This window comes from Bacillus sanguinis (assembly GCF_018332475.1).
Lineage (GTDB): Bacteria > Bacillota > Bacilli > Bacillales > Bacillaceae_G > Bacillus_A > Bacillus_A sanguinis.
Map to the genome: position 1 here is coordinate 1 of NZ_BOQB01000553.1, position 407 is coordinate 407.

General features: G+C 27.5%; 1 protein-coding gene. It reads left to right on the forward strand.

The window, feature by feature from the left end; all coding sequences use genetic code 11:
* Positions 1 to 224: 224 nt before the first annotated feature.
* A partial coding sequence (locus KI369_RS28500; protein ID WP_212958998.1) for a KTSC domain-containing protein occupies positions 225 to 407 on the forward strand: 183 nt, incomplete at its 3' end.

Below are 407 nucleotides of genomic sequence, written 5' to 3' on the forward strand. Positions count from 1 at the left end.
TATACCTTTTTTTCAAATGGTCAATATTTTCTTATTTATAAATCAAAGGTGAAATAAAAATAGCACAACGATATGTACTTCGTGTGAACTTCCTTATAATTACGTATAACGAACATTTAATATATTGCATATAAGTATAATACCTCTTTAATTATATGGATTTCAACACCACAACCTCAACATCTACAAGAAATAATAAAAAATGAAAAGTGAGGAGTTGCGTAATGATGGAGCTATCTCCCTTGGTTTCAAAAAATATAGTTGCTGTTGGTTATAATCCTTTTTCTATGATTTTACGTATTCAATTAAAGAATGGAATGTATGATTTCTTTAACGTGCCTGAAAACATTTACACCGGTTTATTAAGCGCACAATCTAAAACTAATTATCACAATACTTATATTAAA